Origin of the sequence: Curtobacterium sp. MCLR17_055 (genome assembly GCF_003234305.1) — a bacterium.
In the GTDB taxonomy this organism is placed as follows: Bacteria; Actinomycetota; Actinomycetes; order Actinomycetales; family Microbacteriaceae; genus Curtobacterium; species Curtobacterium flaccumfaciens.
This window is the reverse complement of sequence record NZ_QKSX01000005.1, coordinates 105,931-127,858: the sequence shown is the minus strand read 5'-3', so window position 1 is coordinate 127,858 and position 21,928 is coordinate 105,931. Positions and strand designations below refer to the sequence as shown.

The 21,928-nt window shown below is 71.8% G+C and carries 24 protein-coding genes and 2 pseudogenes; 6 read left to right on the top strand and 20 right to left on the bottom strand.

Translation table 11 applies throughout. From position 1 onward, the window contains the following. Nucleotides 1–8 precede the first annotated feature (8 nt). The 4 genes from DEJ09_RS06175 to DEJ09_RS06160 all read right to left on the bottom strand — a co-directional run bounded on the left by DEJ09_RS06175 (nt 9) and on the right by DEJ09_RS06160 (nt 2,646). Entirely contained in the window at nt 9–311 is a 303-nt protein-coding gene (locus DEJ09_RS06175; RefSeq protein ID WP_111024724.1) for a putative quinol monooxygenase, read from the bottom strand. Between the two features lie 63 nt (nt 312–374). Beyond that, nucleotides 375–1,259 carry a biotin-dependent carboxyltransferase family protein gene (locus DEJ09_RS06170; protein WP_111087926.1) on the bottom strand — a complete coding sequence of 295 codons (885 nt, stop codon included), beginning with the start codon at nt 1,257–1,259 and terminating at the stop codon, nt 375–377. Next, nucleotides 1,256–1,888, bottom strand: coding sequence for an allophanate hydrolase subunit 1 (locus DEJ09_RS06165; RefSeq protein ID WP_111087925.1), 633 nt, complete (start codon nt 1,886–1,888; stop codon nt 1,256–1,258). Before DEJ09_RS06165 ends, DEJ09_RS06170 begins: the two co-directional genes overlap by 4 nt. Next, entirely contained in the window at nt 1,885–2,646 is a 762-nt protein-coding gene (locus DEJ09_RS06160) for a LamB/YcsF family protein (RefSeq protein WP_111087924.1), read from the bottom strand. Before DEJ09_RS06160 ends, DEJ09_RS06165 begins: the two co-directional genes overlap by 4 nt. A 169-nt stretch (nt 2,647–2,815) precedes the next feature. On the opposite strand from DEJ09_RS06160, the gene DEJ09_RS18040 reads away from it, so the two are divergent. Together DEJ09_RS18040 and DEJ09_RS06155 are read left to right on the top strand one after the other, a co-directional pair. Next, on the top strand, nt 2,816–2,986 hold the full coding sequence (locus DEJ09_RS18040) for a hypothetical protein (RefSeq protein WP_164941189.1): 171 nt from the start codon (nt 2,816–2,818) through the stop codon (nt 2,984–2,986). A 241-nt stretch (nt 2,987–3,227) separates the two neighbouring features. After that, a complete protein-coding gene (locus tag DEJ09_RS06155; protein WP_111032730.1) occupies nt 3,228–4,592 on the top strand; it encodes an MFS transporter in 1,365 nt (454 codons plus the stop codon). 99 nt (nt 4,593–4,691) lie between these two features. Here DEJ09_RS06155 and DEJ09_RS18285 read toward each other — a convergent pair. From DEJ09_RS18285 to DEJ09_RS06140, 4 genes and pseudogenes are all read right to left on the bottom strand, one after another. Further along, nucleotides 4,692–4,841, bottom strand: a pseudogene (locus DEJ09_RS18285) (DivIVA domain-containing protein); the annotation flags it as partial. A 12-nt stretch (nt 4,842–4,853) separates the two neighbouring features. Beyond that, nucleotides 4,854–4,946 (bottom strand): annotated as a pseudogene (locus tag DEJ09_RS18280) (DivIVA domain-containing protein); the annotation flags it as partial. Between the two features lie 65 nt (nt 4,947–5,011). Next, nucleotides 5,012–5,356: a hypothetical protein gene (locus DEJ09_RS06145; RefSeq protein WP_146245678.1), complete on the bottom strand. Its 345-nt coding sequence runs from the start codon at nt 5,354–5,356 to the stop codon at nt 5,012–5,014. A gap of 146 nt (nt 5,357–5,502) precedes the next feature. Next, nucleotides 5,503–6,324: an alpha/beta hydrolase gene (locus tag DEJ09_RS06140; protein ID WP_181433280.1), complete on the bottom strand. Its 822-nt coding sequence runs from the start codon at nt 6,322–6,324 to the stop codon at nt 5,503–5,505. A 143-nt stretch (nt 6,325–6,467) separates the two neighbouring features. Here DEJ09_RS06140 and DEJ09_RS06135 point away from each other — a divergent pair, with 143 nt between their 5' ends. Further along, complete coding sequence (locus DEJ09_RS06135) at nt 6,468–7,067, top strand: LppP/LprE family lipoprotein (RefSeq protein WP_181433279.1); 600 nt, start codon at nt 6,468–6,470, stop codon at nt 7,065–7,067. Here DEJ09_RS06135 and DEJ09_RS06130 read toward each other — a convergent pair. Next, nucleotides 7,061–7,726: a hypothetical protein gene (locus DEJ09_RS06130; RefSeq protein ID WP_111087920.1), complete on the bottom strand. Its 666-nt coding sequence runs from the start codon at nt 7,724–7,726 to the stop codon at nt 7,061–7,063. The two genes, DEJ09_RS06135 and DEJ09_RS06130, sit on opposite strands and share 7 nt — an antisense overlap. Further along, nucleotides 7,723–8,406, bottom strand: a complete 684-nt coding sequence (locus DEJ09_RS06125) for a hypothetical protein (RefSeq protein WP_146245677.1) — start codon at nt 8,404–8,406, stop codon at nt 7,723–7,725. Before DEJ09_RS06125 ends, DEJ09_RS06130 begins: the two co-directional genes overlap by 4 nt. A gap of 57 nt (nt 8,407–8,463) precedes the next feature. On the opposite strand from DEJ09_RS06125, the gene DEJ09_RS06120 reads away from it, so the two are divergent. The 3 genes from DEJ09_RS06120 (at nt 8,464) to DEJ09_RS06110 (ending at nt 10,414) form a co-directional block, all read left to right on the top strand. Beyond that, nucleotides 8,464–9,495 (top strand): YeiH family protein, encoded by a 1,032-nt coding sequence (locus DEJ09_RS06120; protein ID WP_111087918.1) that lies wholly within the window; start codon nt 8,464–8,466, stop codon nt 9,493–9,495. 77 nt (nt 9,496–9,572) lie between these two features. Then, entirely contained in the window at nt 9,573–10,184 is a 612-nt protein-coding gene (locus tag DEJ09_RS06115; protein ID WP_111087917.1) for a hypothetical protein, read from the top strand. Then, nucleotides 10,184–10,414: a helix-turn-helix transcriptional regulator gene (locus DEJ09_RS06110; protein WP_071245067.1), complete on the top strand. Its 231-nt coding sequence runs from the start codon at nt 10,184–10,186 to the stop codon at nt 10,412–10,414. The genes DEJ09_RS06115 and DEJ09_RS06110 overlap by 1 nt, the downstream gene beginning before the upstream one ends. Nucleotides 10,415–10,431: 17 nt before the next feature. On the opposite strand, the gene DEJ09_RS06105 is transcribed toward DEJ09_RS06110, so the two are convergent. The 10 genes from DEJ09_RS06105 to DEJ09_RS06060 are packed head-to-tail and all read right to left on the bottom strand — an operon-like array spanning nt 10,432 to nt 21,673. Beyond that, entirely contained in the window at nt 10,432–11,250 is an 819-nt protein-coding gene (locus DEJ09_RS06105) for a GntR family transcriptional regulator (RefSeq protein WP_111040108.1), read from the bottom strand. Beyond that, on the bottom strand, nt 11,247–11,879 hold the full coding sequence (locus DEJ09_RS06100) for a TetR-like C-terminal domain-containing protein (protein WP_111032736.1): 633 nt from the start codon (nt 11,877–11,879) through the stop codon (nt 11,247–11,249). The genes DEJ09_RS06105 and DEJ09_RS06100 overlap by 4 nt, the downstream gene beginning before the upstream one ends. Then, entirely contained in the window at nt 11,876–12,499 is a 624-nt protein-coding gene (locus tag DEJ09_RS06095) for an isochorismatase family protein (protein WP_111032737.1), read from the bottom strand. The genes DEJ09_RS06100 and DEJ09_RS06095 overlap by 4 nt, the downstream gene beginning before the upstream one ends. A gap of 46 nt (nt 12,500–12,545) precedes the next feature. Continuing rightward, a complete protein-coding gene (locus DEJ09_RS06090) occupies nt 12,546–14,003 on the bottom strand; it encodes an MFS transporter (protein WP_181433278.1) in 1,458 nt (485 codons plus the stop codon). A 43-nt stretch (nt 14,004–14,046) separates the two neighbouring features. Further along, a complete protein-coding gene (locus tag DEJ09_RS06085; RefSeq protein WP_111087916.1) occupies nt 14,047–15,690 on the bottom strand; it encodes an amidase in 1,644 nt (547 codons plus the stop codon). Next, nucleotides 15,687–16,598, bottom strand: a complete 912-nt coding sequence (locus DEJ09_RS06080; RefSeq protein WP_111087915.1) for a carbon-nitrogen hydrolase family protein — start codon at nt 16,596–16,598, stop codon at nt 15,687–15,689. Before DEJ09_RS06080 ends, DEJ09_RS06085 begins: the two co-directional genes overlap by 4 nt. Continuing rightward, the gene (gene rutA / locus DEJ09_RS06075) at nt 16,595–17,695 is read right to left on the bottom strand and encodes a pyrimidine utilization protein A (RefSeq protein WP_111030592.1); all 1,101 of its coding nucleotides are present in this window, start codon (nt 17,693–17,695) and stop codon (nt 16,595–16,597) included. Before rutA ends, DEJ09_RS06080 begins: the two co-directional genes overlap by 4 nt. A gap of 56 nt (nt 17,696–17,751) precedes the next feature. Further along, nucleotides 17,752–18,789 (bottom strand): ABC transporter permease, encoded by a 1,038-nt coding sequence (locus DEJ09_RS06070; RefSeq protein ID WP_111032742.1) that lies wholly within the window; start codon nt 18,787–18,789, stop codon nt 17,752–17,754. Next, nucleotides 18,789–20,495, bottom strand: a complete 1,707-nt coding sequence (locus DEJ09_RS06065) for a sugar ABC transporter ATP-binding protein (protein ID WP_111087914.1) — start codon at nt 20,493–20,495, stop codon at nt 18,789–18,791. Before DEJ09_RS06065 ends, DEJ09_RS06070 begins: the two co-directional genes overlap by 1 nt. Continuing rightward, nucleotides 20,492–21,673, bottom strand: a complete 1,182-nt coding sequence (locus DEJ09_RS06060) for a sugar ABC transporter substrate-binding protein (RefSeq protein ID WP_071405945.1) — start codon at nt 21,671–21,673, stop codon at nt 20,492–20,494. The genes DEJ09_RS06065 and DEJ09_RS06060 overlap by 4 nt, the downstream gene beginning before the upstream one ends. Nucleotides 21,674–21,928: the final 255 nt, after the last annotated feature.

Here is a 21,928-nt window from a genome sequence, read left to right as displayed (position 1 = left end):
GCGTGCGCTCAGTCGAGGGGGAGAGTCCGCGCGAAGGTGCGGGTGACCGGAGTCGCGGCGAGGAACGGCGCCATCGCCGGAGCACCCTCCGGCGTCGCACGCCAGGCCACGTAGGTGTCGTGGTCCTCGGCGGTCGTCCACGACTCGACGACGACCATGCGCGCCGGGTCCTCGTCGTCGACCAGGACCTCGAGCGACTCCAGGCCGTGGAACGACGCAGTCTGTTCGAGCGTCTCGCGGATCGCACCCTGGAGTGCGTCTTCGGGGGCGTCGCTCTGGAACTGGACCTCGAGCAGGACGGTCATCGACATGGGGAACCTTTCGTCAGCGGTGTCCAAGCCAACCCCTGACCCCCTGCGCTTGTTCCGGGTCGGTCAGTCGACGATGCGGAACCGGAGCGGATCGCCCGGACGGAGCTGCGCAGCGAGGTCGATCGACGACGGTGTCAGGACCGCGACGACCGGGTAACCGCCGGTCACCGGGTGGTCGGCGAGGAACAGCACGGGGAAGCCCTCGGGTGGTACCTGCAGTGACCCGGTCTCGACACCCTCGCTCGGCAGTTCGCGTGCCACGGAGCGGGCGAGCGGCGTCTCGGCCGTGGTGCGGACCCCCACGCGGTCGCTGTCCGCACTGACGGAGAAGTCCTGGCCGGTCAGGGTCGACCGCCACTCCGGGGTGAACCAGTCGTCGCGCGGTCCGGGCACCACGTCGAGCACGACCGGCTCGTCCGGCCACCGCGGCTCGGGCTGCGGCACCGCGTCGACGATCGGCCACGACACCCGGGCGTCACCGACGGGCAGGACGTCACCGGTGGACAGCGGCGGCGGACCGAGGCGTGCGAGGGAGTCCCACGAGCGGCTGCCGAGCACCGGGTCGACCGCGAAGCCCCCGAGGACCGCGACGTAGGTGCGGAGGCCCACGGTCGCGGTGCCGATCCGGAGCGTGTCGCCCGGGGCCAGCAGCAGCACCTCGTGCGAGGCGGCACCGCGGACCGATCCGTCCGCCCGCTCGACCTCGACGGGGCAGGCCGCGCCGGTGGTGGCCGCGACCACGTACGCGTCGGCGCGGAGCGTGACGGCGCCGAGCAGGGCCTCCAGGACGGCCGCGTCGGGACGGTTGCCGACCAGCCGGTTGGCGAGTGCCGCGGAGCCACGGTCGGCGGCTCCGGCCGCGCCGAGGCCCATGTCGCTGAAGCCCGGGCGCCCGAGGTCCTGCGTGGTCGCGCCGTAGCCGACCTGCACGACGGTCAGCGCGGTCATGCCGCACCCGCCACGACGAAGCGGACGAGCGTGCCGGCGGGCGCGAGCGCCGGGGGCGTGCGCTCGAGGGACCACATCGGCACCTCGGTGCGGCCGATGAGCTGCCAGCCGCCGGGCGATGTTCGCGGGTAGACGGCGCTGAACTCGCCGGCCAACGCCACGGCCCCGCTCGGGACGGACGTCCGGGCGGTGCTGCGCCGGGGCAGGTCGAGCGGGCGATCGCTGCCGGTGAGGTAGCTGAAGCCGGGGGCGAAGCCGCAGAACGCGCTCGTCCAGAGCTGCCCGGTGTGCCACGCCACGAGCTCGTCGCGCCGCATGCCGGTCAGTTCGGTGACGGTGTCCAGGTCCTCGCCGTCGTAGGTGACGGGGATGACGAGTGGCTCGGTGTCGTGCGCTTCGAGCGCAGCACTGACCGGGACGACCTGCGTGAGTTCCGTGCGGAGCCGCCCGGCGTCCGTCGCGGTCGGGTCGAACCGGAGCAGCAGTGTCCGGGCGCCGGAGACGACCTCGGTCAGCCCCGGCAGGGTGGCCTGTGCGAGTCCGGCGCGGAAGGCGACGACGTCGGCGAGGGACCCGAACGTGGCGAGGAGTGCGGTGCCGCCCGCGGAGCGGACCTCCGGACCAGTCACGGTGCGAAGGGCGCGATCGTCACGCCGTGCTCGGTCAGCAGCGCTCGGATGGCGCGGGCCATCGCGACCGCGTCGGGGGAGTCGCCGTGCACGCAGACCGATTCGGCACGCACGGCGATCTCGGACCCGTCGACGGCGGTCGCGACGCCGTCGGTGACCATGTGGAGCACCCGGGCTGCGACCTCGTCCGGGTCGTGCAGCACCGACCCCGGCTGCTTCCGTGACACCAGTGAGCCGTCGCGTTCGTAGGCGCGGTCGGCGAAGGACTCGCTCACCGCGCGGAGCCCGTGCCGCTCGGCCGCCAGCAGCAGCTCCGACCCGGGCAGCGCGAGCACGGCGAGCGACGGGTCGACGTCGGCCACGGCACGGACGACGGCCTCGGCCTGCACCGGGTCGGCGCAGGCCGTGTTGTACAGGGCGCCGTGCGGCTTGACGTAGGTCACGGCCGTGCCGGCGACGTGCGCGGTGGCGGCCATCGCGCCGAGCTGGTGCACGACGTCGGCGTACAGCTCGTCGGGCGTGACGTGCACGGGTCGGCGGCCGAAGCCGATCAGGTCGCGGTAGGCCACGTGTGCGCCGATCGCCACACCACGCTCGGCGGCGGCGCGGGCGGTGGCGAGCATGATCGTCGGGTCGCCGGCGTGGAACCCGCAGGCGACGTTCGCGCTCGAGACGACGTCGAGCATCGCGGCGTCGTCGCCCATGGCCCAGGCGCCGAAGCCCTCGCCCAGGTCGCTGTTCAGGTCGATCGTCGTCACGGTTGCTCCCTGTCGTCGCGGGTTGTTGAACAATCTACCGATCACCCCGGTCCCTGTCATCCGCTTCCCCCGGTCGGACGGCGGTTTCCGAGGTGCGCCACGTACTGTCCGAGTCCTCAGTACCACCGGCGGCAGTGCTGCCGGATCGATCTCTGCACTGGAGCAGCTCATGACCGACAGTGACAACACGCACGACGCCCCGAAGAACGACTCCGAGGGCACCGAGAAGCCGGGCGGCCTCGGCGACGACAACACCATCCCGAACAACCCCGACGGCCTGGCCGCGGGCCACACGGGTGACGACTCGCACTTCAACCCGGAAGAGGACGGCGAGCACTAGCGGCTCCTTTCCGGCCTGCGGGTCGATGCAGAACGACACCGTCGTTGTCCTCCGACAACGGCGGTGTCGTTCTGCGTCGGCAACGCACTCGTCCGCACGCATCCGCACGCACTCGTCCGCCCCGCCGAAACAAACAGCGCAAAACCTTCCGGCACGAGGTTTCCGGTGCTACAGTCCCGATCACCTAGCAGCACTAGGGATTCAGCGGGCACCGAAGCCCCCTGTGACTCAAGGAGGAGTCATGTCGACACCGACGTCGAAGGAAGAACCCACGCGGGGCATCGCCGGGACCGCGTCCCCAGCGGTCACCGCAGCCGCCGGCGCCACCGCCACGGACGCTGCGGCGTCCCGAGCGTTCTCGGTCGAGGGCATCACGCAGTCCGTCAGCACCGTCCGGGTGGGTCGGGGGTACCTCTGGGGCCTCAGCTTCGCCCAGTTCGGCCTGTTCGTCGCCCTGCTCACCCCGGTCTTCGTGAGCATGTCGATCAAGGCGACGGAGCTGAACCCGACGAGCCCCGAGACCGTCGTCGGCTCGGTCCTGCCGTTCGGAGCGCTCGGCGCCCTGTTCGCCAACCCCCTGTTCGGCGCGCTCTCCGACCGCACCCGCACGCGGTGGGGCCGTCGCCGCCCCTGGATGGTCGGCGGTGTCGTCGTCTTCGTCGGTTCCCTCGCCTGGCTCGCGTTCTCGCCCGACGTGCTGCAGCTCACCCTGGCCTGGGTGCTGGCGCAGGTCTCCGCCAACGCCGTCCTGTCCACGCTCACGGCGAGCTTCGCCGACAACGTGCCGGAGTTCCAGCGCGGCAAGGCCTCGAGCGTCATCGCCCTGGCACAGAACATCGCGATCCTGGCCGGGCTCTACCTGGCCGTGTACCTGGTCGGCAACCTGCCGGTCCTGTTCATCGCACCGGGCGTCCTGGCGATCGTCGCGGTCCTCGTGTACTCGTTCGTCGCCCGCGACGACCTGCCGACGACGCCCGTCAAGCCCTTCAGCTGGATCAACCTGATCAGCTCGTTCTGGACGAACCCGATCAAGCACCGCGACTTCGGGCTCGCCTGGTGGGGCCGCTTCCTCATCACCTTCGGCACGTTCATGTTCACGACGTACCGACTCCTCTACATGCAGGACCGCATCGGGCTCCCGCAGGGCGAAGCGGTCGGGGTCGTCGCGTTCGGCGTCCTGCTGTACACGATCGCCCTGCTCGTCAGTGCGGCCGTCTCCGGCTGGGTGTCCGACCGGATCCAGCGTCGCAAGGTCTTCGTCTGGGGTTCGACGGCCATGACCGCCGTCGGCCTGGTGATCCTGGCCCACGTCGACAGCGTCGGCGGGTTCTACTTCGCCGAGATCGTGCTCGGTTTCGCCTTCGGCATCTACGCCGCCATCGACACCGCCCTGGTCGTCGACGTGCTGCCCGACCCGGAGCGCCCCGGCAAGGACCTCGGCGTCATCAACATCGCGAACGCCCTGCCGCAGTCACTCGCCCCCGCCGTCGGTCTGTTCCTGCTCGGCATCGGTGGCGGCCAGAACTACACGCTCATGCTCTGGGGTGCCGGCGTCGCCGTCATCCTCGGCGCCCTGGTGATCCTGCCCATCAAGTCGGTCCGCTGACCGACGCGACCGCCTGGAGGCGCGACCCGCGTCCGCGACGCACGCCGCGCCTCCAGGCGGTCGCCTGCACCGCACGTGGCCGCTTCAGCGGGCGCCGTGCTGACGCAGTGCGACGACGACCTCGTCGAGGAAGTCGTCGACCTGCCCCTGGTCGTACCCCTCGCGGAACTTCGTCGGCTGGAACCGGACCGCTGCGACCTGCTCCGGTGTGAGCGGGTCGACCGAGCGTCGCTGCTCGTACCCGGTCAGGGTGGTCTGGATCCGGTCGAGGAACGCGTCGACCTCGCTCTGGTCGTACCCCTCGCGGAACTTCGTCGGCCGGAACCGCTTGTCCGTCACCTCTCGTGCGAGCATGTCCTCCCCCTTCTGCTGGCGCCTCTCGTGGCCCTGCCATGGTGTCACGGGCGGGTTGCCGCGGGTCAGAGCTGCGGTGAGCGCCTGCCGAACAGCGCGTCGAGGAGCCGCGAGAACCGCGACTCCGGCTCGTGGGGCGTCTCGACCGAACGGGTCGGTGAGCGGAAGGCCAGGTCGTGCAGCATGTTCCGCTTCGACCCGTCCCAGTTGGCGAACAGGTAGGTCCCGCCGATGAAGGACATGCTCCGGACCGGGGTGCGCTTCCACGAGTCGGCAGCCACGTAGTAGCCCGCGTGGCCGGCGCGGATGTGCTGGATCACGGTGTCCACGTCGATGACACCGGTCGGTGTCACGACGGCGGTGATGCCCGTGCGGTCGCGGGCGACGTACTCGATGAGGTGTTCGGTCACGATGGAACTCTTCGTCACGGTGGTGAGACGCCACGGCAGGGAGCGTGGCGAAGGGGATTCGGAACCGCCGTTGCTTCCGTTTCCAGAGTACGTCCGCCGCGGGCGTGCCGTCCCCGGATGTCCGCCGTTCGCAGATGGATGAGCGTTCAGCGGATGGGGGTCCGGTCGGCCCAGTCCATGATGCGTTCGATCGTGTCGTCGAAGTCCCGCGTGCCGGGGCGGTTGAGGAACGCGTGACGGCTGTCCGGCAGGACGTGCCGTTCGACCTCGGTGCCCGCGGCCTCGAGCTCGTCCGCGAAGCGCTCGCCCGAGGCGCGCATCACGTCCCGCTCGGCGTCGATCAGCAGGGTGCGGGGGAACCCGCCGAGGTCGTCGGACTCCGGGTAGACCGCAGTGGGGCGGCCGCCCGCGTAGGCCCGGTTGCTCAGGTCGAGCAGCAGCGGCGCGTGCGTGAGCAGCCGGTGCCCTCGGACGAGTCGCTGCAGTGCCCGGTCACGGGGGAGCCGGGCGTGGAAGAACCCGTAGGTCAGCACGAGGCCGGCCAGTGGCGGGGCGGTCGCGACCGCGGATGCCGCCAGGCACGCACCGGCGCTCGCCCCACCGAGCAGCAGGCCGGACGGTGCCTCGTGGTGCAGATTGCGGAGCACGGCGACGATCTCGTCCCGCGCGTGGGGTGCCCGTCGTCGCCCACGTGGTCCACCCCGGCCGAGCCACGGCAGCCCGGGCAGCGGTCCGAGGCGGTAGTCGACGGTCACGACCGGCAGCCCGCGCTCGGCGAGTGCGCGTGCGACGGCGTCGGACTCCGGCAGGCCGAGGTCGCCCCGGAAGAACCCGCCGCCGTGCACCCAGACCAGGGTCGGGGATCCCGTGGCGGCGCTCCGGTCCAGCGGTCGGTACCGCCGGACGGGGACCGGTCCGTGCGGTCCGTCGATCCGGTCGTCCGCGACCTCGATCGTGTCCTGGTGCATCCCCCGCATGGGAGCAGTGTCGCAGGACGCGGGCGGGAGTCAGGCTCGCGGCGCTTGAACAGGCGTACTTTCGGAGCGCCGGGGAGGGACACGGCCCGGTAACGATGCGGGCGGCCGCTCGGCGGGACAGGCAACGTGGAGGCATGCGCCTGACGAGAGCCGCCCTGCTCCTGACCACTGCGACCCTGGCCGCGCTGCTGACGGGGTGTTCCGGCGCGGACGGAGCGGACGGCGGTGCGGCGACCCCGACCGTGACCGAGACCGTCACCGCCCCGCCCTCCGACGCCGCGAGCACGCCGACCCCGACGCCGACGCCCACCCCCACCCCGACCTGCGGGCCGTCGAGCGGTGCCGCGGCTGCGGCCGATGGCATCGCGGCCCTGCCGCTGCCCGCCGGCCTCGAGGATGCGAAGTGGGACGCCGCGAACGCCGACCACTCCGGCTACGACGCCTGCGCGCCACTGTCCTGGTCCGTGGTCGCACCCGAGTTCGGCACAGCAGGATCCCCGTACGCGATCCTGCTGTTCCACGAAGGCCGGTACCTCGGCACGGCCACTGCCCAGCAGTACGCCTTCGAGCCGACCGTCGAACGACAGAGCGACTCGGCCGTCACGGTGACCTACCGGTTCGCCAAGGCCGGCGAGCCGAACGCAGCGCCCTCCGGCCGCACCACGGCCACCTTCACCTGGAACGACGAGACCGGCCGCGTCGTGATGACGGGGGACACCCCGCCCGCTCAGTGACGGTCGGCTGACGCCGAGGCCACGCCGAGCTCCCGCTGCAGGGTGCGGAGGACCCGCACGAGGGTGTCGAGCTTGTCCGGTCCGGCCTCGAACCCACGTCCGAGGGCAGACCGGGGCTGCACGACCACGTCGTCACCGTCGGTCGTGGTGATCCAGACGCCGAAGTCGGCACGCTGGCCGCGGGACTCCCTCGTCGCGACGGAGAACCGCCGGATGCGCGCCCACGGCAGGTCGAACACCGGCGCGTCCCGTGACGGTGCCCACGCGTGCAGGCCGAACTCGTCGACGGTCCAGACCTCGGGGCGGGGCTTCGGGAAGTCGTCGGAGGTGCGCAGGCCGGACGTCAGCACGGGCAGGTGGAACCGGGGTGCCCGCCCCGCTCCGATGCGCGCGAGCGTCCGGCGGTCGCCTCGCCCGGCGGACAGCGTCGACACGGCCAGCAGCACCCCGAACCCCGCGACCACGATCGGCCACAGCACGAACGACCCCTGCGTCCGGGCACTGTCGATGCCCCGCAGGAAGTCCGGGAACGCGAACTCGGCGACGAGCGCGGCGACCCCCACTGCCGTGGTGACGACCGCCGCGAGCAGCACCGGCCCCCGCTTCGGCATCTCCCCGTCGCGCAGCCGCTGCACCCACGGCTCGTCCGCCGGGGTCATCGCTCGGTCCGTGTCCGACCAGGACGCCCGGCGTCCGGCTGGGACCCGAGTTCCCGGCGCAGCGACCGGAGCACCTGCATCACGATGTGGATCTTCGTCGCGCTGGCACCGAAGGGCCGTCCGATCGCTGGCCGCGGCTGCACTGTGAAGCGCCCGACGTCCTCGGTGATGATCCAGATGCCGGTGTCCACCCGCTGCCCGCGGACCTCTGCCGAGGCGAGTTCGAGCGAGTGGACTGCACTCCACGCCAGGTCGAACACCGGAGTCTCCCGCTCCGGCGACCACGCGTGCAGCCCAGCGGCGTCGACCGTCCACATCTCGGGTCTCGGCTCGGGGAAGTCGTCGAGGGTGTACTCGCCCCTCCGCACGACCGGCAGGTGGAAGCGCGGCGTCGTACCGTGCCGACGGATGCTCGCGAGGATCCGTCGGTCACTCCGGCCGCGCATCCGCGAGAGGACGGCTGCGACGGGGCCGAGCACGAGCAGGATCACGGAGAACAGCGGCACGGCGAACGGACGGCGTGCCTCCGAGTGCAGGAGGGCGTCGAGGTGCGTGATCGAGAACACGACCCCGGTGCCACCGGCCACGGTCACGATCGCCAAGCCGAGCAAGAACGGCCCCCGCTTCGGCACCTCCCCGTCGCGCAGCCGTTGCACCCACCGTTCCCCCGAGTACTCCACCGTGCCATCCTGCCCGTCACGGCCACGGATCGTCCGCGAGCGCGACATGCTGTTCCCATGCAGTCCGTCCGTGCCGCCGCACCCGGTGTCGCCCTCGCCGTGGCGATCGGCATCGTCGCCACCCTCGTCGGCCGAGTCGTCCCGGTGGTCGGCGGTCCCGTCCCCGCCGTCCTGATCGGTGCCGTCGTGGGGTGGCTGGTCCGGCGTCGCACCGGTGGCACACTCGCCGCGCTGGCTCCCGGCGTGAAGTTCTCGTCCAGCCGGGTCCTGCAGTTCGCCGTGGTCCTGCTCGGCGCGCAGCTGTCCATCGGCGAGGTCCTGCGCATCGGCGGTGAGACCCTGCCGGTGATGCTCGCGACGCTCGTCGTCTGCCTGGTGGCCGCGTGGGGGATCGGCCGACTGCTCCGGGTCTCGGGCGCACTCCGCACCCTGATCGGCGTCGGGACCGGCATCTGCGGTGCGTCCGCGATCGCGGCCGTCACGCCCGTCATCGGTGCGGTCAGTGCGGACGTCGCCTACGCGATGTCGACGATCTTCCTCTGCAACATCGCGGCCGTCTTCGCCTTCCCGCTGCTCGGGCACGCCCTGGGCCTCAGCCAGCACGCCTTCGGCGTCTTCGCGGGCACCGCCGTGAACGACACGTCGTCCGTCGTCGCCACGGCGACCGTCTACGGCCGCCAGGCGACCGACACCGCGGTCGTCGTGAAGCTGGTGCGCACCCTGATGATCATCCCGATCGTCATCGGGCTGGCCGGACTGGAGGCCCGCCGCGCCTCCCGCGAACAGCTCACCCCCGCCTCGGGGCCGGGTCGCGGGTTCCGTGTGTTCCGGTTGGTGCCGTGGTTCCTGATCGGGTTCCTCGTGGTGGTGCTGCTCCGGACGGTCGGGGTCCTGCCCGCGTCCGTGGCGCCGGGGTTCGCGACGGTTGCCTCGTTCCTCATCACGGTGGCGCTCGCCGCGATCGGCTGCTCGACGGACTTCGCCGCGCTCCGCCGTGCCGGGTTCCGGCCGATGCTGCTCGGCATCGCGCTCTGGGTCCTGGTGGCGGGGACGAGCCTGGGCATGCAGGCGGCCTTCGGGCTCCTGTAGGGGTTGCCGGCACCGGACCTATCGTTTATCGTTACATCGAAATTCGATGGTATCGATGATCGACAGGGGAAGCAGCCATGACCACGCCCGTCTACGAACCGCCCCGCGGGCGGAACTCCTACCTGGCCTACGTCGTCTCGTGTGCGATCGGCATCGCGATCGTGGTGTGGCGGTACGTCGACCTGCTCGTCCACTCGATCGCCTCGGGCACCGTGGCCGTGCCGATCCGGATCCGCGAGACCAGTGCCGTCCCGCAGCCTCCGGGTGGTGCGACGGTGACGTCCGAACAGCTCGTGCTCCGGGCACCGATCGCCGACGTGCCGGGTGGTGCGATCGGGTACATCCGCGTCGGCGACGCGCTGGAGGTCCTGCTCGTCAGCGCCCTCATCGCCCTGGTGGCGGCGGTGGCCTGGAAGATCTCACGCGGCGGGCTCTTCGACCGCTCGACCACCCGGATCCTCGACTGGCTCGGCGGCGCGGTGCTGGCCGCCGGGTTCCTGCCGTCGTTCGTCCGCCGGATGGGGTGGAACTGGGTCGTGTCCGGGCTCGGATGGGACGGGTACCTGCCCACGCCGGTGGTCGACCACCAGTTCCTGCCCGTGTACCTCGGCCTGCTCGTCGTCGTCTGCTTCCGGTTCGCGCTCACCGCCTCGCAGCGGATGGTGCGGGACCAGGCCGGGCTGGTCTGATGCCCCCGGAACAGGAGGACGGCCACGCGGTCGTCTGTCACCTCGACGACCTGCTGGCCGAGCGGGGGATGACCCTGACCGAGCTCGCCGACCGCGTCGGCGTGACCGTCGTCAACCTCTCGGTGCTCAAGAACAACCGGGCCCGCGCGATCCGGTTCTCCACCCTCACCCGACTGTGCGAGGTGCTCGGCTGCCAACCGGGCGACGTCTTCTCGGTGCGCACGGACTGACGATCACCGCTCGTGCCTCACGTGATCCGGGAGTCGATCACCGCCCGGTCGCCGCGGTACCGCGAGAACCCGTACTCGACGGGTGTCCCGTCGGCCAGACACATCAGCCGTTCGATGTGGAAGATCGCCTGGCCGGGATCGATGTCGAGCAGGTCGGCCGTCCACTGGTCGGCGTTCACGGTGCTCAGGAGCAACCGTCGTGCCTCCGGCCGCGCACCGGCCTTCCTGACGAGCACGTCGGGCACGTACTCGGTCAGCGGTTCGGCGACCAGGTCGGGGAAGCGCTCGTGCGGGACCCAGCTCGTCCGGACCCGGCTCGGTTCGCCGTCGAACGAGATGAGGCTCTCGACGAAGAAGGCGCTGCTGCCGGTCATCTGCAGGTTGCGCCGGACCGTCTCCGGCGCGGTCACCTGCTGCACGCACAGGTGCACGATGCTGAGCCGGGGCGACTCGAACACGCTGCCGCCGGCCGTCTCGCCGTAGATCGTGACCTCGTCGGACGTCCGGGCCAGACTCACCGAGGCGACGGGCCGCACACCGAACGTGCCCGATCGCGGCGCACGGGTGAGCAGCCGCTGTTCCTTGAGCAAGGCGAGGGCAGCCCGCAGGACGTTCCGTGTCGTGCCGTACAGGTCGAGCAGCTCCCACTCGTACGGCAGCGGACCGGTGAACCGCCCCGCGACGATGTCGGCCCGGATCAGGTCGGACACCTGGCGGGCCGCGTCGGATCGTCGGTTGAACCCGATCCAGTGACCCGGCGTCGACGGTGTCGTCCCGACCCCCATGTCGGTCCAGGCCGCGGACGGGGCGAACCCCTCCGGCACGGTCCCGGTCACGAGGTCACCCCCACCGTCGACAGGTCGCCGGTCCAACCGGCCCACCGCAGGAACTCCCGGGCCAGCCGCACCGGGTAGTCGGGCGCCTGGATGTCGAGCGAGACGAACACGCGTCGGTAGAACGTCGGCCCGCCGAGCAGGTCCACGGCGATGCCGAGGTCGACGTCCGGTCGCAGGTCGCCCGCGTCCATCGCCCGCTGCAGCATCGCGTTCACCCGCAGCCGCCGGTCCAGGTGCCACTCGGCGACGGCCTCGGCGACCCGCGGCTCGTGCGACGCGGTCTCCACGATGAGCGGGAGCGCCCGACCGACCGGCGTCGCGACGAGGGCGTGCACCCATCCCCGGGTGAGCCCCAGGACGCCCTCGGCGATCGGGGCGTCCTGCACCGTCGGGATGTGCTCCTCCATCAGCCGGATCACGGTTTCGGTGAGCAGGACCTCCTTGCTCGACCACCGCCGGTAGATCGTCGCCGCACCCACGCCGGCCGCGTCGGCGACGGCCCGGATCGTGAACGCGCGGGGGTCGCCCTCGGCCAGGATCTCGACGCACGCGGTGTACACGGACTCGCCGACGGCAGCGCTCCGCGGCCGGCCCCGGACCGGCGCCTCGATGCGCGTCGTGGTGCTCATGCCGCGTCCCAGTGCTCGAGGACCTGGTCCATGGGCCAGACCTCGCCGATCTTGGCGGCGATGTCGAACAGGTTGGCCTCGTGCACGCTCGGCAACCGGTCGCCGACGGCTTCGCGCACGACGATCGGGACGAACCCGTGCTGCATGGCGTCCGTGGCCGTCGCGCGGATGCACCCGCTCGTCGACAGCCCCGCGATGAAGAGCGTGTCGACGCCGCGGGCGACGAGGTCGGCGGCCAACGACGTGCCGAAGAACGCGCTCGGGTACTGCTTGGGCACCAGGGTGTCGCCGTCGAGGGGTTCGAGCCCGTCGACGAACGCTCCGGTGGACGCGCCGGGCAGGTACGCGGCGAGTGCCGGCACCTTGCGGAAGAACACGCCGGCGTTGGACCCGTCGGCGGAGAGCGCCATCGTCGTGATCGCCACGTGCACCCCGGCGGCGCGGGCAGCGGTGGTGAGCTCCCGCATCCGCTCGACGGGTTCCTCGACGCCGGCGTAGAGCCCGCAGTCGGGGTCGACGTAGGCGCGGACCGGATCGACCACGACGAGCGCAGCGCGTCGTCCTGGGCGGAGCGTGCCGGTGAAGCCGGCTGCCGCGTAGTCCTGGTGGTCGTCGGTCATGGCGTCCTGCTTCCGTCGTGGGTGGTCGTTGCCAGGGTGGGGACGGTCACGTGGACGCCCCCGGCTCGGGGATCGGCCCCGACCTGTCGGGCCGGAGTGGCGCCTCCCGGTCGGGAGGCCCGAACGGCCCGAACGCGACGATGAGCGCCCCCAGGGCCGCGCAGCCGGCGAACGTCAGCGCCGCGGCGCGGACGCCGTCGACGAACACCTGGACGTCGCCGGACGGCAGGCTGAGCAGGCTGCCGTCGTAGGCCGCGGCCGCCTGTGCCGCGGACAGGCCGCCCGTCGCGATCGCGAGGCCGAGCGCCGTCGAGAACAGGAAACCGGCGTTCTGCAGGGCCGAACGGATGGCGTTCGCGATGCCGCGGCGGTGCTCCGGGACGCGGGTCATCAGTGCCGACGTGCTCGGCGTCATGAACACGCCGGTGCCGACCCCGACGGCGCCGAGGCCGGTGGCGGTGACGGCGTAGGCGTCGCCGTCGGCGAGGGACACCGCGAGCACCGCGGCGCCGAGCGCGATGAGGAGCATGCCGATGGTCGACAGCGTCCGCGCGGCGACCCGGCGGGCGAGGAACCCGGCGCTCACCGCCGCGACCGTCGTGCCGATCGGCGTGGGCAGCACCCAGAGGGCGGCGTCGACGGCGTCCTTGCCGTCGACCGCCTGGAACGACAGGGAAGCCAGCAGGACCAGTGCGTAGCTGGACAGGGCGCACAGCCCGGCGGCGGAGAACAGGGTGATGGTGGTGCGGTCGCGGAAGATCGCCGGGTCGACCAGGGGGTGCGCGACCCGGCGTTGGGTCCACACGAACACACCGCCGAGCACGACCGCGCCGGCGGTCATCGCGACGACGGGCACGGCCGACCAACCGACCGAGCCGCCGGTCGAGACCGCACCGACGAGCAGTCCGACGGCGGCGACGGACAGGACCGACCCCGGCACGTCGAGGCGCTCGCCGGAACGGGGGCGCGTGCTGTGCGGGATCAACCGGAGCGACCAGACGAGTCCGGCCAGTGAGATCGGCACACCGGCGAGGAAGATCCAGCGCCACCCGAACGACTCGGCGACCAGCCCGCCCACGACCGGACCGATGACCTGTCCCACCGCGGCGACGGTGGCGTTCAGACCGAGGCCGAGCGACAGGATCGACTCCGGGAAGACATCGGTGAGCAGCGCGGTCGTGTTGGTGACGATCGCCGCCGCGCCCACACCCTGCACGAGTCGGGCGCCGAGCAGCACCGCCGCGTCGGGAGCGAAGCCGCACGCGAGTGAGGCGAGCAGGAAGACGAGGATCCCGGCGATGTAGAGGCGGCGACGACCGACCAGGTCGGCGATGCGCCCGAAGACCAGGATGAGGGTGGTCGTGGTGAGCATGTAGCTGAGGAGCACCCAGCTGGACTGCACGGCGCTGGCGTCGAGGTCACGGCTGACATCGGGGAGCGCGATGAGGAGTGCGCTCGAGGAGATGAAGACGAGGACGACGCTGAGGCTCGACGCGCAGAGCACCTGCCAGGCGCGTCGCCGGGCGGCGCCCTCGTCGACGGGGCGGCTACCGATCGCTCGGCCCTCGCACGGCGGACGACGACGGCACCATGCGGTGGTGCGTCGTGGTCCGCTGGAAGGCGGCCGCTGCGGACAGCACCAGGCGGTCGTCCCACGGCCGCGCGACGAGCTGCACGCCGACGGGCAGGCCGTCCGGCGCCGTGCCCGCCGGCATCATCAGCGCGGGGAACCCCACGTAGTCGAACAGCCGGGTGTTCCGGGGGATGACGTCGTGCAGGTTGAAGCGCTCGCCGTCGACCGACATCGTCAGGTCGTCGAGTCGCGGGGCGGTGGCGCCGATCCCGGGGGTGAGCACCAGGTCGACGCCGGCCTCGTCCATCCGGCTGACCATCGCGGCCTGCACGAGCGGGCGACGGCGGAGTGCCCGGAGGTAGTCGGCAGCGGTCGGCAGGAACGACACGTCGAACCGGGCGCGGGTCCCGGCGTCGAACAGGTCGGCCGTGCCGGCGTTGGCCTCCTGGTTCGCGGCGAGCTCACCGTAGAACACCGTCCAGCACTCCGAGTCGATCGACTCCAGGTCGTCGAACTCGATCGGCACGAGCGTCGCACCGAGCTCGTGGAACCGCTCGACCGCCGCGGCGTGTGCATCGAGCACCGCACGGTCGACGCGTTCGGTGAACCAGCCGAGCGGGACCCCGATCCGGAGCCCCTCGACCCGTTCCGGCGCGGCCTCGATGAGCGGGACGGTGGGGAACGTCGTCGGGTCCTGGCCGTCGGAGCCGGCGATGACCCGCAGGACGAGCGCGAGGTCCTCCGCGGAGCGTGCCATCGGTCCGACGTGGTCGAGGGTCCACGACAGGCTCGCGACCCCGGTGCGCGGCACGAGCCCGTACGTCGGCTTGATCCCGGTGGTCCCGCAGAGGGCGGACGGCACGCGGATCGACCCGCCGGTGTCCGACCCGAGCGCGAGCGGGACGATCCGGGCGGCGAGCGCCGAACCCGACCCGGTCGAGGAGCCACCGGTCCAGCGCTCGGGGTCCCAGGGGTTCCGCACGGCGCCGTACCGGGCGTTGTGCGGCCCGCCGCAGGCAAACTCGGTGGTGGCCGCCGTGAACACCGGGATCGCGCCGGCGGAGCGGAGCCGGGCCACGACGGTGGCGTCGGCCGGGGCCACACGGTCACCGGTCTGGAGCGAGCCGCTCGTGACGATCGTCCCCGCGACGTCGATGATGTCCTTCACGGCGAACGGGATCCCCTCGAGCGGCCGGGCGTCGTCGTCCGCCCAGCGGCGGGTGGACTCGGCGGCGGCTTCCTCGGCCCCCTGCACCAGGCGCAGGACGGCGTCGGACCAGACGTCGTCGCTCGTCCAGTGCGGGGCGAGTGCGGCGAGGACCTCGGACGGGGTCGTGGTGCCGGACCGGTACGCGGCGAGGAGTTCGACGACCGAGGCGGCGGCGGGGTCGGCGGCTGCCCGGGACGCCGCCAGGTCGTCGTCCGGACCGGCAGCGGTCGGCGCCGGGGCCCCGTCGACCGCTGCGTCGAGGAGCCGGCCGAACAGCTGCGCGCTGTGCGCCGGTTCCGCAGGCAGCGCCGACGGGGCGGCGGGCAACGGGTTCGCGCGGCTCGCGGCCAGCGCGCGGTCGAGCTGCGGTGCGATGGTGCCGCGGACCAGGGCGGCGACGTCCGTCACGCGGGGACCGCCGCCGCTGCGTGGGCGTCGGCGAGGTACCGGAACACCCCGGGCTGCCGGTCACGTCCGAGCGGGAAGTCCCGGCGGGCTGCCGTGACCTCGCCGACGTCGATGGTGGCCCGGATGATCGGCCCCGCCTGGTGGGCGGGGGCCGAGACGACCAGGTCACCCCGTGGTGAGACGACCGAGGACCGACCGAAGTAGCTGACGGTCTTGCCGTCGACGGTCTCCTCGCCGCCGCGGTTCGGGGCGAGGACCCACGTCTGGGTCTCGAGCGCGCGGACCTGCAGTTCCTGGGTGAACAGGGTCTCGCGGAAACCCATCGAGGACACGAGCACGAGCATCACCTCGGCGCCGGCAGCCCGTGACGCGAGCCAGTACTCCGGGAAGCTCCGGTCGTAGCAGATGAGCATGCCGAAGCGGGTGCCGAGCGCGTCGAACACGACCGGTCCGGACCCGGCTTCGAAGTAGTGCTTCTCGTCGACGTCGGAGATCGCGTTCGTCGGGATCGAGGTCTTGCGGTACGACGCCACACGGTCGCCGTGCACGTCGGTGCCCGGCACCAGCGTGCCGTCGGCGTCGATGAGCACCGCGCTGTTGTACTGCGCATCGCCCGCGTCCTCGTAGAGACCGAAGGCGACGGCGGTGCCCAGACGCTTCGCCGCACTCGCGAAGCGGGCGGTCGCCGGACCGGGGACGGACTGTGCCCAGGACTTCCGGCTGTCGTTGACCACACCGCAGAAGTAGGGCGTGGTGCAGAGCTCGGGGAAGACGACGAGGTCGGCGCCGACGGCGGCTTCCTCGAACAGGGCGATGAGCTCGTCGAGGGCGACGTCGTGGTCGGCGGGGACCTCGCCGGCCTGGACGACCGCGACCTCGATGACCGGACGGCTCGCTGCGGCGCTCATGCGGTGACCGCGCTCGGAGCAGCGGAAGCGACGCCCTCGCGGGTGCGCATCAGCGGCTGGATGCGGGTGCCGAAGTCGTCCATCCCCTGCAGGAAGTCGTCGAAGACCAGCATGATGCCCTTCGTGCCCTCGACCGCCGCGGCCTCGTCGAGCATCGCCGCGACGTGCTCGTAGGAGCCGACGAGCGTGCCCATGTTCATGTTCACGGCGCCCTCGGGCAGCGAGATCCGCTTCGCCGTGTTGCCCTCCTCGCCCTCGGCGTCGGTGAGTGCCTGGCCGGTCATCCAGGCGATCGCCTCGACGTCGACCCCGTCGCTGTACCGCTCCCACTTCGCCTGGGCGGCCTCGTCGGTCTCGTCGGCGATGACCATGAAGAGCACGTAGGAGCCGACGTCACGGCCGGTCTTCTCGCGGGCCTCGAGCAGGGCCTGGTTCTGCTCGGCGTAGGCGGTCGGGGTGTTCACGCCGACGCCCATCGAGAAGTTGTAGTCGGAGTACTCCGCGGCGAACGCCATGCCCTGCGACGACTGGCCGGCCGAGACGATCGGGATGTGCGACGTCGGCCGCGGGAGCATCCGGCAGTCGTCCATCTGGAAGTACTCGCCGTGGAAGTCGCTCCGGCCGGTCTCCCACAGTTCCTTCATCACCTGCATGTACTCGGTCTGGTAGGCGTAGCGGCGCTTGAAGTGCACCTCGTCGCCCGGCCAGAGGCCCATCTGGTCGTACTCCGCCTTCTGCCACCCGGCGACCAGGTTCAGCCCGAAGCGACCGTGCGAGATCGAGTCGACGGTCGCCGCCATGCGTGCCGCGATCGCCGGTGGGATGGTCAGGACGGCGGTCGTCGCGAACAGGCGGATCCGCTCGGTGCGGGCAGCGAGACCGGCCATCAGGGTGAAGGACTCGAGGTTCTCGTCCCAGAAGCCGCTCGGGCCGCCGAAGCCGCGCAGCTTGATCATCGAGAGGGCGAAGTCGAAGCCGTACGACTCGGCCTTCTGCACGATCTCGAGGTTGAGGTCGAACGACGGCTTGTACTGGGGCGAGGTGGTGGAGATGAGCCAGCCGTTGCTGCCGATCGGGATGAAGACTCCGATGTCCATGGGGGACTCGCTTTCTGTGGTGGGTGTCGAGGGAGGGACGAACGGGGGGAGCGGGGTCAGGAACGCTTCGCGGCGGCCTTGGCGGCGGTCGCGACGGAGTGCCGCCGGATGGTCTGCGACACGGCGACGGCGACGATGAGGGCGCCGCCGTAGAACAGCTGCTGCACGAAGTTGTCGGCGCCGAGCATCTGCAGGCCGACGACTCCGGAGAACAGGAAGTACACGGCGATGAAGGTGCCGATCGCGTTGAAGCGGCCGGGGACGATCGCGGTCGCGCCGAGGTAGCAGGCGGCGAACGCGGGGAGCAGGAACGACTGTCCGCTCGACGGGTCGGCGCCGCCGAGGGTGCCGGCGTAGACGACCCCGGCGACCGCGGCGGTGAGCCCGGCCCCGACGAACGCGCCGACCCGCAGCCGTCGCACGTTGAGCCCGGAGAGTTCGGCGACGGTGCGGCCGGTCCCGACGAACAGCAGCCGCCGGCCGACCGGGGTGGCGCTCAGGACGACCAGGACGACGACGGTGGCGATCAGGCCGTAGACGAACGCGAGCGGCAGTCCCGCCAGGCCGCGCCAGCCGACGGTGGCCTGCACGAGCGCCGGGTCGATGCCCGTCACCGACGACGACGCGCTCATCCACTGGATGATCCCGATCATGAACGTCGATGTGCCGAGGGTGACGATGAACGAGTCGATGCGGAACCCGACGGTGAGCAGGCCGTTGACCAGACCCACGACGACGCCGATGACCAGGCCGGCGGCGATCGCGGGCACGAGCGGGACGTCCATCTTCGCGTTGAGCACGGCGATGGTCATGGCGGAGAGCGACATCGTCGAGGCGCCGGAGAGGTCGAACTCGCCCGCGGTGAGCGGGAACAGGAACCCGAGCGCCAGGATGAGCAGCACCGACTGGGACCCGAGGATGTTCTGCAGGTTGCCGAGGGTCGGGTAGGTGTCGGGCAGCGCGATGCTGAACGCGATGACGATGACGAGCCAGGCGCCGAGCAGCGCGTACCGCTCGGTGTGCCCCCACGAGAAGCGCGGGCGGGTCGGACGGACGATCGAGGTCTCGAGGACGGGGTCGGCGGTGGTGGACATCAGGCGTTCTCCTTGACTGCGGAGGAGGCATCGGGGGAGGAGGGCACGGCGGGGGACGCCGGGGCGTCGTCGTCGACGAGGCTCGCCACGACGGCAGCCGCGATGACGTCGCGGTCGATGCGATCGTCGGTCAGCACGTCGTGCACGCGGCCGTGGGCGAGGACGACGACGCGGTCGCACACCTGCGCGAGCTGGTCGTAGTCGGTGGAGGCGCAGACGATCGTGACGCCCTGCTCCGCACTCCGGCGGAGCATCGAGAAGATCGCGGCGCGGGCCCCGACGTCGATGCCCTGGGTCGGTTCCTGCAGCAGCACGAGCCTCGGGTCGTCCTGCATCCACTTGGCCAGGACGGCCTTCTGCTGGTTGCCGCCGGACAGTGTTCCGAACAGGGCGGCCGGGTCGGCGGGCCGGACGTCGTAGTCGCGAACGAGTCCCGCGACGTGGGCGCGTTCCCGCGCGGGCGACAGGCCGAGCAGCCCGCGGAGCTTCCCGAGGACGGGGAGCGTGACGTTCTGCTCGACGGACAGGGTGAGCGCCCCGCCCTCGCGCTTGCGGTCCGCGGGGACGTACACGACGCCGCGGGCGATCGAGGAGCCGGGCGTCACCCGTGCCAGGTCGACCGGCGCGGGCGTCGCCCCGTCGTGCCGCACGGCGAGCGAGCCGGTCGCGGGCCGTGCGCCGTACAGGCCGGGCAGCACGTCCTCGACACCGGAGCCGGCGAGCCCGGTGATGCCGACGACCTCGCCGTCCGCGACGTCGAACGACAGACCGTCGACGACACCGACCCGGAGGTCCCGCACCGTCACGACGGCGTCGCCGGTGGTCGACGGGCGCGGAGTCCTGGCGGCGGGACCGTCGAGTCCGCGTCCGACGATGAGGGAGACGAGCTCGTCCGCCGTCGTCGTGGCGGTGTCCCGGTGCGCCTGGACCCGGCCGGCTCGCAGGACGGTGACCCGGTCGGCGTGCTGGAGGACCTCGGACATGTCGTGCGACACGAGCAGTGCCGAGGTGCGGCCGTCCGCGACGAGGTCCTTCACGACGCGGAACAGCAGGTCGGCGTCCTCCTTCGGCAGGAAGACCGTCGGCTCGTCGAGCACGATGAGCGCCCGGTCGTCGCCCAGCTCGGCGACGGCCCGCAGGATCGCGACGAGGGCCTTCTGGGTGTCGGTGAGTTCGTCGATCCGTGCTCGCGGGTCGATGTCGACCCCGTACCGAGCGAACAGCTCGGCCGCGGCACGGTGCTCGGCGCCCCAGCGGACGAAGGGTCCGCGTCCGGCCACCACGGTCGCGAGCCGCAGGTTCTCGGTCACGCCGAGCGACGGCACGAGTGCCAGGTCCTGGTGGACGAAGCTGATCCCGACGCGGCGGAAGTACCCGGGAGGCACCGGCAGGGGCAGCCGGGCGCCTCGGACCTCGATCGTCGCGCCCGGCTCCGGCGCGTACGTGCCGGACAGGATCTTGATGAGGGTCGACTTGCCGGAGCCGTTCTCGCCGAGCAGTGCGTGCACCTGGCCCGGCAGGACCTCGAGGTCGACGTCGTCGAGCGCGGTCAGCCCGCCGAAGCGCTTCGTGAGCCCGCTGATCCGCAGGACCGGCGCGGTGTCCGCGACGGACGCGGGGTCCGCACCGGATGCGGTGGCCGCACCCGACCCGACGACCGCAGCCGACGATGCGGAGCCGAGCCGTGCCTCCCGGATGGCGCTCACTCGGCCGCGCCCCAGATCGCTTCGTACCCGGTCTTGTACGCGTCGCCGTAGCCCTTGCTCGGCGCCGGCGGCGTGCCGGTCTCGTCGACGTTGTCCTTCGTGAAGACCTTCAGCGGGGTCTTCTCGTCACCGTCCTCGATGATCGGCGTGCCGGTCAGGACACGGCCGGCCTGGTCGAGCGTCGCGTAGGCGAGCCACTCCATGTTCTCGCCGATGTCCATCGTGAGGACGCTGCCCTCCTGCAGGATCTTCAGCACCGCGGGGGTGCCGTTGTACGAGGAGGTGAAGACCTGGCCGGTCTTGCCGGCAGCGGTCACGCCGGCCTCGACGTACAGCGTCATCGAGTCGTAGACCGGCAGGACGTAGTCGAGGTTCGGGTCGGACTGCACGGCGGACTGCACGGTCGACGAGATCTTCGTCGCCCAGTCGGCGACGGGGACGTTCGTCACCTTCACCTTGCAGCCGTCGCACTGCGCCTCGAACTCGTCCTGCATCGCCTTGACGATGCCGTCGGACGGCGGCACCTCGGACGACGTGATGATGAGGACGTCGCCCTGGCCCTTGGTCTCCTTGATGGCCCAGTCGGCGTTGAGCTTGGCGGCTTCGTGGAACGGGGCGGTCACCTGCGCGGCGACGAGGTCCTGCAGCTGGTCCGGCAGCGCCTGCCCGGTCTGGTAGGTGTGACTGATCAGCACGGGGATCCCCGCTGCCTTCGCACGCTTCAGCGCCGGGACGATCAGTTCGCCGTTGACGCCCTGCGCCAGCACGATGATGTCGGCTCCGCGGCTGATCGCCTGGTCGATGCCGGCGGAGTGCTCGGTGGGCGTGCCCTGGTTCGTGTACTCGATCCACTTCGCGCCGTACTGCTCGGCGACCTTCTCGCCGGCCTCGTCGACCGCGGTGATGAAGGGGACGGCGGACGAGTTCGGGATGTTGAAGATCGTCTTGCCGGCGATGCCCGACATGTCGAAGCGAGCGCCCTCGAAGGTGAACTCGGGGTCGACGCTGGCGGCCTTGATCTGGCTCGTGGCGTGCTCGACACCGGCGGTGTCGTCACCGGAGCTCGTCGACGCGGTCGAGGTGGCGGAGCAGGCGGACAGCAGCAGCACGCCGGCGAGTGCGGCGGCGAGGAGGGCGGGACGCGACGGACGCGTTCGGGACGGTGCGGGGGACGACATCGGTCGGGGACCTCCTGGACGGGTGGAGCAGGGAAGGTGCGGGGACGGGGAACCGGAGCGGGGACGGGGGAGCTGCGGCGGGTACGACGAAGGCCCCGCGGAGCGGGGCAGGACGTGCAGGGAGCCGGACCGGGCGGCGGCGGGGCGGCGGATCGCCGGTGACGCCGGCCGCTGCAGTGGGGCTGATGCGAATGTAACGGCCGCGGGGCACCGGCAGGCGGTCGCCCGGTAACGGTCCTGTTAGGCGTTTGTTTC

Coding starts and splice junctions, on each gene's coding strand:
- DEJ09_RS06175 (WP_111024724.1), bottom strand. CDS start 311: ATGTCGATGACCGTCCTGCTCGAGGTCCAGTTCCAGAGCGACGCCCCC.
- DEJ09_RS06170 (WP_111087926.1), bottom strand. CDS start 1,259: ATGACCGCGCTGACCGTCGTGCAGGTCGGCTACGGCGCGACCACGCAG.
- DEJ09_RS18040 (WP_164941189.1), top strand. CDS start 2,816: ATGACCGACAGTGACAACACGCACGACGCCCCGAAGAACGACTCCGAG.
- DEJ09_RS06155 (WP_111032730.1), top strand. CDS start 3,228: ATGTCGACACCGACGTCGAAGGAAGAACCCACGCGGGGCATCGCCGGG.
- DEJ09_RS06140 (WP_181433280.1), bottom strand. CDS start 6,324: ATGCACCAGGACACGATCGAGGTCGCGGACGACCGGATCGACGGACCG.
- DEJ09_RS06135 (WP_181433279.1), top strand. CDS start 6,468: ATGCGCCTGACGAGAGCCGCCCTGCTCCTGACCACTGCGACCCTGGCC.
- DEJ09_RS06130 (WP_111087920.1), bottom strand. CDS start 7,726: ATGACCCCGGCGGACGAGCCGTGGGTGCAGCGGCTGCGCGACGGGGAG.
- DEJ09_RS06120 (WP_111087918.1), top strand. CDS start 8,464: ATGCAGTCCGTCCGTGCCGCCGCACCCGGTGTCGCCCTCGCCGTGGCG.
- DEJ09_RS06115 (WP_111087917.1), top strand. CDS start 9,573: ATGACCACGCCCGTCTACGAACCGCCCCGCGGGCGGAACTCCTACCTG.
- DEJ09_RS06110 (WP_071245067.1), top strand. CDS start 10,184: ATGCCCCCGGAACAGGAGGACGGCCACGCGGTCGTCTGTCACCTCGAC.
- DEJ09_RS06100 (WP_111032736.1), bottom strand. CDS start 11,879: ATGAGCACCACGACGCGCATCGAGGCGCCGGTCCGGGGCCGGCCGCGG.
- DEJ09_RS06095 (WP_111032737.1), bottom strand. CDS start 12,499: ATGACCGACGACCACCAGGACTACGCGGCAGCCGGCTTCACCGGCACG.
- DEJ09_RS06080 (WP_111087915.1), bottom strand. CDS start 16,598: ATGAGCGCCGCAGCGAGCCGTCCGGTCATCGAGGTCGCGGTCGTCCAG.
- rutA (WP_111030592.1), bottom strand. CDS start 17,695: ATGGACATCGGAGTCTTCATCCCGATCGGCAGCAACGGCTGGCTCATC.
- DEJ09_RS06070 (WP_111032742.1), bottom strand. CDS start 18,789: ATGTCCACCACCGCCGACCCCGTCCTCGAGACCTCGATCGTCCGTCCG.
- DEJ09_RS06060 (WP_071405945.1), bottom strand. CDS start 21,673: ATGTCGTCCCCCGCACCGTCCCGAACGCGTCCGTCGCGTCCCGCCCTC.